At 45.2% G+C, this 7578-nt stretch carries 6 protein-coding genes and 2 pseudogenes; 2 read left to right on the plus strand and 6 right to left on the minus strand.

Annotated features, from left to right (window positions below; translation table 11 throughout):
- Positions 1–102: 102 nt before the first annotated feature.
- The 3 genes and pseudogenes from OKC42_RS22290 to OKC42_RS22300 all read right to left on the minus strand — a co-directional run.
- Positions 103–924, minus strand: coding sequence for an IS3 family transposase (locus tag OKC42_RS22290; protein WP_039026397.1), 822 nt, complete (start codon positions 922–924; stop codon positions 103–105).
- Positions 921–1235, minus strand: coding sequence for a transposase (locus tag OKC42_RS22295; RefSeq protein ID WP_039026396.1), 315 nt, complete (start codon positions 1233–1235; stop codon positions 921–923). Before OKC42_RS22295 ends, OKC42_RS22290 begins: the two co-directional genes overlap by 4 nt.
- A gap of 59 nt (positions 1236–1294) precedes the next feature.
- Positions 1295–1396, minus strand: a pseudogene (locus tag OKC42_RS22300) (IS5/IS1182 family transposase); the annotation flags it as partial.
- Positions 1397–1616: 220 nt separating this feature from the next.
- On the opposite strand from OKC42_RS22300, the gene OKC42_RS22305 reads away from it, so the two are divergent.
- Complete coding sequence (locus OKC42_RS22305) at positions 1617–2279, plus strand: response regulator (RefSeq protein WP_144716203.1); 663 nt, start codon at positions 1617–1619, stop codon at positions 2277–2279.
- Positions 2280–2394: 115 nt separating this feature from the next.
- On the opposite strand, the gene OKC42_RS22310 is transcribed toward OKC42_RS22305, so the two are convergent.
- The 3 genes from OKC42_RS22310 to OKC42_RS22320 form a co-directional block, all read right to left on the minus strand.
- Positions 2395–3354, minus strand: a complete 960-nt coding sequence (locus OKC42_RS22310; RefSeq protein WP_080602637.1) for a sensor domain-containing diguanylate cyclase — start codon at positions 3352–3354, stop codon at positions 2395–2397.
- 250 nt (positions 3355–3604) lie between these two features.
- Complete coding sequence (locus OKC42_RS22315; protein WP_186301956.1) at positions 3605–4357, minus strand: transporter substrate-binding domain-containing protein; 753 nt, start codon at positions 4355–4357, stop codon at positions 3605–3607.
- A gap of 360 nt (positions 4358–4717) precedes the next feature.
- Complete coding sequence (locus OKC42_RS22320) at positions 4718–5674, minus strand: sensor domain-containing diguanylate cyclase (RefSeq protein ID WP_151286328.1); 957 nt, start codon at positions 5672–5674, stop codon at positions 4718–4720.
- Between the two features lie 265 nt (positions 5675–5939).
- Here OKC42_RS22320 and OKC42_RS22325 point away from each other — a divergent pair.
- Positions 5940–6792, plus strand: a pseudogene (locus OKC42_RS22325) (IS5 family transposase).
- Positions 6793–7578: the final 786 nt, after the last annotated feature.

Raw genomic sequence — 7578 nt, forward strand, 5'->3', positions numbered from 1 at the left:
ATGGTTTCCAGCGGATAAGGTCGCCGGCCATTACCAGCCTTGGGGTAAAACGGCTCGATGACTTCCACCATGTTTTGTAATGACCCAGCCGTTCCTGCACAACTAAGCGGCTTCGGCATAGGCCTGCGCCGGTGTTTTCATCTTTAGCGCCTGGTGAGGACGCTTCTGGTTGTAAAACTGGATCCAGTCGCCAATCACCCGACTGGCATGCTGCAAGGTCTCGAACCTCTGCCGATGGGCACACTGCTCCTTGAGCGTTCTGATCACCCGCTCGACCATGCCGTTTTGTTCCGGCGTGTACGGCGTGATGAACTCCTGCTGCAACCCATAGCTCTTCACCAGTGCTGTGTAGTTGCGGCTGGTAAACACCAACCCATTGTCGCTACGTAACAAAAACGGCGATGCAACTCGTCCCAAGCTGCCGAAGCGAGCAATTAAGGCTTGCTCCAGCGCTGCCTCGGCCGTTTTCGATTTACCACTGCGCGAGAGATGCCATCCCAGTAGTTCACGGGTATGGCAATCAATCACCAGCGCCAAGGAACACCAGCCATCGCGACCAGCCCAGATCCGGCATAGGTCCGTCGCCCAGCGTTGGTTGGGCGCTGAGGCCACCGAAGGCAGGGCCTGGATCCGGGGGCGAAACCCAACCGGACGCTTGCGAACTTGCCAGCCCTTGAGCTGGAAGATGCGCTGTACCGTGTTCTTGTTGAACCCCAACAGGGCTGCAACCGTCCGGTAACCGAACGATGGGTTCTCCTCAATCATGTTTTTGATCGGGGTGACCAGATGCTCCTGAAGCTTGGGCGCGGCCTTGACGCTGCGGTAGTACCAACTACGACGCGGCAGGCCAAACCAGCGGCAGAGCTTGCTGACGGAGACATCAATACCTTCTGCGCGTAATCCCTGCTGAACATCGGCGACTATCTGTCGTCCTCGCCCAGCAGGGAGGCCAGCTTTTTTCTGGCGCGTAACTCCAGCATGGCCTCGCCATAAGCTTCCTGGAGTTCCTTGAGCTGCTTCTCGTACTGCTCGCGAATATCCAGTGGCTTGGCCCGTAAGGCGTTTTCCATGCCCCGTTTGGCGTCATCTACCCATTCTTCAATCTCGGAGGGCGGCAAATCAAAGGCTCGAGCCGCTTCAGCGACGGTGGTCTTGCCCTGAATGATTTCCATGACCAAGGCGGACTTGCGCTTGGCCGTCCAACGTTTGATTTCTTCGTCCATCGTGATGCTCATGTCTGTGATCTCCACTCATTATGACCTGAGCAGGATTTCAGTGGGTCATTACAGTTTTGCCATGGCAGAATCTGCTCCATGCGGGACAAGAAAATCTCTTTTCTGGTCTGACGGCGCTTACTGCTGAATTCACTGTCGGCGAAGGTGAGCTGATGACTCATGATGAACCCTTTTTCATGGCTCCAGATGACAAACATGATCTCATATCAGGGACTTGTTCGCACCTTCCCTAGCCAAACGACTGGGGTTAAAATGATAAAGATACATAGCTATGGGCCATTATAGAGTTGCATCCTGCATATTGGTTAACGTGTTGATTTATAGTGTTTTTTATGCACGTATGGTGTAATGTGACGCTAGCATGGTATTGAGAATGTAGTTATGGATAACAAAGTTTCAATCGAAGAAATGCAAGCATTAAAAGTATTGCTTGTAGATGACCACGCTATATTGCGGGCAGGAGTCAAAGCTACACTCTCAACAGATCACCTTATGAAGGTGATTGCAGAGGCTGGCAATGGTAAAGAAGGATTAGATCTGGCAGTAGAATATGAACCAGATTTAATATTGCTTGACCTTCAAATGCCAGTGCTTAATGGATTAGAAACGCTGAAGAGAATCAGAGCAAAGAAAATAAAAAGCAAGGTCGTTATCTTCACCGAGTCAGATTTGGAAATTGATGTTGTAGAAGCGTTTAGGTTCGGAGCCAATGGATATCTTTCAAAAAATATTGAACCGCTTGATTTAATTGGCTTCATTAAGAGCATATGTGCTGATACATCAATTGAAAGTCCTCAGTCAAACAATAAAGTAATGTCAATCTCATTATCAGATAGTAATGTTGGCATTATTGAATCATTAAGCCATAGAGAAATTGATGTAGTAAAACTTCTTGCTGAAGGTCACTCAAACAAAGTCATTTCAAAATTATTATATATATCTCATGGGACGGTAAAAATACATGTGAGAAACATTCTAAGAAAACTAAAATTAAAGTCTAGAGTTGCTGTTACTGTATGGGCACATAACCGAACTATTAAGTAACTATAATTTAAAAATGTACATAAATAAAAATTAACTTGATATTTTTATTGTTGCAGATTATTGCCATACTAGTTAACGACTCTCTTAAATCATATGCCCATAGGGTGCATATGATTTATAAATTCTGCTTGCAACGATACATGGCCTCATCCGCCAAACGGAGTAACAAGTTTAGATCTGGTGGTGTAGTTGCATCATATTCCACATAGCCTATAGAACAAGAAAGGTTATATACCTTACCGCTATGCTTATTGAACTCATCAAAGATCTGATTTATTCGATTATTGATTGATTCAATATAGTTAATGTTTGTTTCTGGGAGTAAAACCACGTATTCATCACCACCTAATCGAGCACAGATATCAGCATTTCTAAAAATCAAGTTGATCAAGCTGGCGGCTTGGCACAATGCATCATCTCCAACATCATGACCAAATCGATCGTTTATAGATTTGAAATGATTCAAATCTATAAACAATAATGAAAGGCCCCTTTTCGTTCTGTATGCATGTTGCAAGTACCTCTCAGCCAGAAGAATAAAACCTCGCCTGTTGGTTATCCCCGTCAACTCATCTATTGTCGCCATTTGAACTGCACGTAACTCGCTTTCAACTGTTAATGCCAAGTCGGTAAATAAAGCTCTATCCTTTTCTCCAAAAGCCCTAGCCTTACGGTCTATAAGGCACAACGAACCGATATGCAATCCATCAGTTATTACTAATGAATGACCAGCATAGAATCGGATGTATGGCTCCCCTTGAACCATTGGATTATTATAATAAAGAGGATCTTTGGTTGCATCCTCAATAACAAGCATGCGTTCTTTGAGAAATCCATTTTTACAAAAAGAGATATTAGGAAGAGGTTCATGGATGTTTAGGCCATAACAAGGCTTGGCCCACTCGTGTTCATTGTCTTCGAATGAGATCAGGGCAATAGGCACATCAAACATGTTGCGAGCCATTCTTGTTATACGAATGAAACGTTCCTCTGTTGGGGAGTCAAGCACTTGGAGACGGCGCAATGCATCTAAGCGAAGAAAGTGGGGATCACTGGTTTCAGAGAACGGTTGCATCCTTGCGGCCTTTTACGTTGTGTCCGAAGCGATGCTATTATGACACTCATTTGGATATAACTAAATAGAATGCTGGATTACGGATGACAGATTTTTAGCGCGGGTATGCGAAAATACACACATTTGGTTTTCTAATGAGACCATCACTAGGGGGGCAATCGAAACTCATTCGTGTTGTTCTATGAAGGCGAGGATATCATCGAGCACCCCAGACGCTTGTAAAGCACCATGGCACGAACTGGATTTTAAATTAATCATAATAGCAAAACTGCTCTTGCAGTTGTTCTACTCTACCCTCGGTTTTCATTTTTTTTAGCATTAAGGCCAAATCTTTCGCTAGCCTTGAGTGTTTTTTATTAAGATACGCATAGCCTGCCAAGGTATCAACAATTCCTGCGGAATATATTTTATTATACTCGGTCGATTCCGCAAGCAATGCTTGCTTGCTCCTATCAAATACCAGAGTCTGCTCCACAAATACATCAACGCGTCCTTTTATCAGTTTTTTCAATCCCTGCTCAGTTGTGTTTACCTCTGTCGGCAGGGGGGAGGTAATAAGCTTGGAAAGTGCGTCTTCGGCGCGTTTTGAGCCTCGCCTGAATTCAACTCTTAATCCTTCCTTATCTAGGCTATGCCAAGAATTATATTTTGATTTATTGTCATACACATAAGCTTCAATAGTCACGTTGAAATGTGATTCATTCACTCTGATCAAGTTGGTTGTTTGCTGTTGGTATTCAAATGCCCGATGAATTTCACCATCAACACTGCCATTCTCCGCGAGGATCGGTGCTCTTCCACCAGGAACGCCCTGATATAGAAATTTATATCCCAATCTAGAAAATGCCTCGCTATAAATATTATATAACCAGCACCCATACTTTGAATGATAAGTGTCCGCTGAACTAACTAGAACAATTTTGGTATCAACAGCAATAGCGCATGAAGAAAGTGTCGCAAGGAAAATTAACAATATGTTTCTTATGTTGTATTGTGAAAACATACATACCCCACATTGACACATCCCACTTTTAATATAGCTCACGTTAAAAAATTCGCCATGCTAAATGAAATTAAAATACTGTTGGTGACATTTCTCACGAGATATGGGCTCGCGCCACTTAAATAGTGTTTCTTCCAAAATGGTTTGCTCTGCTGAAAGCTAATGTATAGGAATTCGAGTAGCAAGCCATCAATGCATATTCATAGACAAGTAATTAAAATTATACACAGACACTGAATAAAATAAACAAGATCCCCATGATTAGGGTATCTTGTTTCATACGGTCAATTACTTCTTTACCAGTATAAAAATGATTTCTCTAAGAAATGCTCAGATAGTTGTATTTTTGGCGACAGCTATTTATCGTTTCACTTTGCATGAATACATCTCTTCATCTGCGTGCCGCAGTAGTTGATCTAAATTAGGCGGCATACTAGCATCGTAAATCACAATTCCTAAGGAGCATGACAACTGGTATGGCTTACCACTATGACTATTGAAGTCATCTATTGCATGATTCAGCCGCTCTTTAATTCTCTGACAATGTTCACTACCAGTGCCAGGTAAAAGGACAACGAATTCATCCCCACCAAGGCGAGCGAATATATCAGCATCGCGGAATACTCGGCATAACAACTCGGCCATATGTCGCAACGCGTCATCGCCAATGTCATGACCAAACTTATCGTTAATTAGTTTGAAGTGATTTAGATCTAAAAAAAGTAAGGCCGCTGTGTGTTTTACACGAAATGCATATTTCAAACTTTTTTCGGCGAGCAGCATGAATCCTCTACGGTTAGTTATCCCCGTCAATTCATCTATGGTTGCTCTCTGAACGGCTTGTAACTCACTCTCAACCATGGATGCCAAATCAGCTAACAGCGCTTGGTCTCGTGGGCTAAAACCCCTGGGTTTAGAGTCTATGATGCACAATGTACCCAGCTTCAAACCGTTCCCAACTTCTAGTGGATGGCCTGCATAGAAGCGAATGTGTGGTTCCCCCGTGACTAAGGGGTTGTCAGAAAATCGTGGATCTTGGGCCGCATCTTCAACTACAAACAGTTCTTCACCGAGAATTGCATGACCACAAAAAGAAATGTCTCGCGGTGTCTCCAATACCGGCAACCCACAACATGACTTGAACCACTGTCTGTTTTCATCCACCAATGAAACCAATGCGATGGGCACATCAAACATGTTGCGAGCCATCCTGGTAATCCGGTCAAAACGCTCCTCTGCGGGGCTATCAAGTATCGCTAAACGGCGCAATGCGTCTAAGCGAAGCCGTTCGTTATCCGGTACTACAGGGCTTTGCATCAACATCTCCTTGTTGTGTGGGCACTGTACGCTGCCAACATATACTGTGCATCTGTAGATCTGATGTACTGACAGTATATTACAGTAGGTAGACCTATGATTTCGAGCCATCTCATCTTTGATGACAGGAGCAGTGTTTGCACTCTTGGTAGCGTGGTTGTCGCTCGCTCGACAAACAAGAGCTCGCCTAGAATCCCCCTAGGCTGTGTTCTTAAAGTGATGAAGATATAATCTCACATCTTCTCAACAGCTTAAGATCCATTCCGTGTCCCGCCGTTATCAGCTGACTGATGCACAATGGGGGCTTATCGAGCCCTGTTTCCTTCTCGAAGCCTGATCGGGCGCCCTACCCGTGAAACGCGCCAAGTGCTCGATGGCATTCTCTGGATACTCCACACCGGAGCTCCTTGGCGAGACCTTCCAGAACGTTTCGGACCATGGAATTCGGTCTACAACACCTTCCGGCGTTGGCAGGATGCAGGCCGGATTGATGCCATTCTGGAAGCGCTGCAACTCAAGCTCAATGAAGAAGGGCTCATCGATTTCGACCTGTGGTGCCTGGACGGCTCCAATGTCAGAGCATCCAAAGATGCTGCCGGTGCACGTAAAAAAACACCTCAATGAATCAAGCCCTTGGCCGTTCGCGGGGAGGTTTCGGCAGCAAAATTCACTTGGTCACGGACGGTCATGGCTTACCACTGAGCTTCTGCCTGTCACCGGGGCAATCAGCAGAAATCAGCTATGCAACAAGCGCGTTGGCCATGGCGAGGATACCAACGTCATCAGGTCGCTACCGAACACGGCCAGCGCATCTTGCCGCAGACAAGGCCTATAGCAGCAAAGCCTTTCGAGCCGAGCTACGGCGGAGAAGGATAAAAGCGGTCATTCCGCAACGCAGCGACCAGCAACGGCGCCATAAGGGGCGTCCATTGGTACTGGACAAGGTGCATTACCGCAGGCGCAATGTCGTGGAGCGGTGCTTCGGTTGGTTGAAGAAGTTTCGCCGGTTTTCAACGAGATATGAAAAGCTAGCCAAGAGTTTTGCAGCCTTTATCAAACTGGCATTCTGCCTTCGCTACTTGCGCGAGTTATGTGTGGACAGAAAACCAGCATTTTGAGAACACAGCCTAGTTTTATTCGACCATCCTAGCAAAAAGCCATTCCGCAGTTAACTTGTTTGTCATTAATGAACTAACCTCATATCATCAAGTCTCCCAGTTTTTGCATCTGGATGTTTCACGATGGTCAGAGTCATTTTTCAAGCCAAGGTACATACCTCCGTTGATTCAGGCGGGTGGGTCGAAGTCCCACATTTATGCTTGCAACACTGCGTTATAGAGGACTTTAAGGCTCACCCTCGCTGGAGAAGATCCATCTCATCTTTAGAGCTGGATGAGATTCTCGAACAGCACACCACTAGGTTGTTTGGGGAGGCCAGGCGATTAGATCTGAACACTGTGCCTGAAGGTGTCTCTGTAGATGTGTTCGGGGCTTTGGCTATTGTTACTATAAATTTGATGCAGTGTGACACATACCATTGAAAATATAATATATTCAGACACTTATGGCTTTAAAGCTCAGGCCATCGTCTTCATCGTAGACAAACCTTAACGTTCAGATTGTATGAACGGTAGTAAGTAGTTATCGAGCAAGTCGTCCTGAGGGGGCTCGTTCAGGTTCGAGGAGGGTGATCACAATGATGGGCTCATTTAAAGCTTTCTGGTATGGTTAGCCCATCAGATTTTTTCAGACAGGATGTCGGTGTAATGAGTGATAAAACCCAGTGGAAAACATAGTCATTGATTTCCCGCATGCGTCTTGGGTTAGGGAAGGTGCGAATAAGCGGGGAAATTCTTCTCGGCTGACGCAGTCATTTCATTTCTTCATGTTTGAGCCGATTTTTT

The sequence above is a fragment of the Aeromonas sp. Y311-2 genome, assembly GCF_027706025.1.
GTDB classification, from domain to species: domain Bacteria; phylum Pseudomonadota; class Gammaproteobacteria; order Enterobacterales; family Aeromonadaceae; genus Aeromonas; species Aeromonas veronii.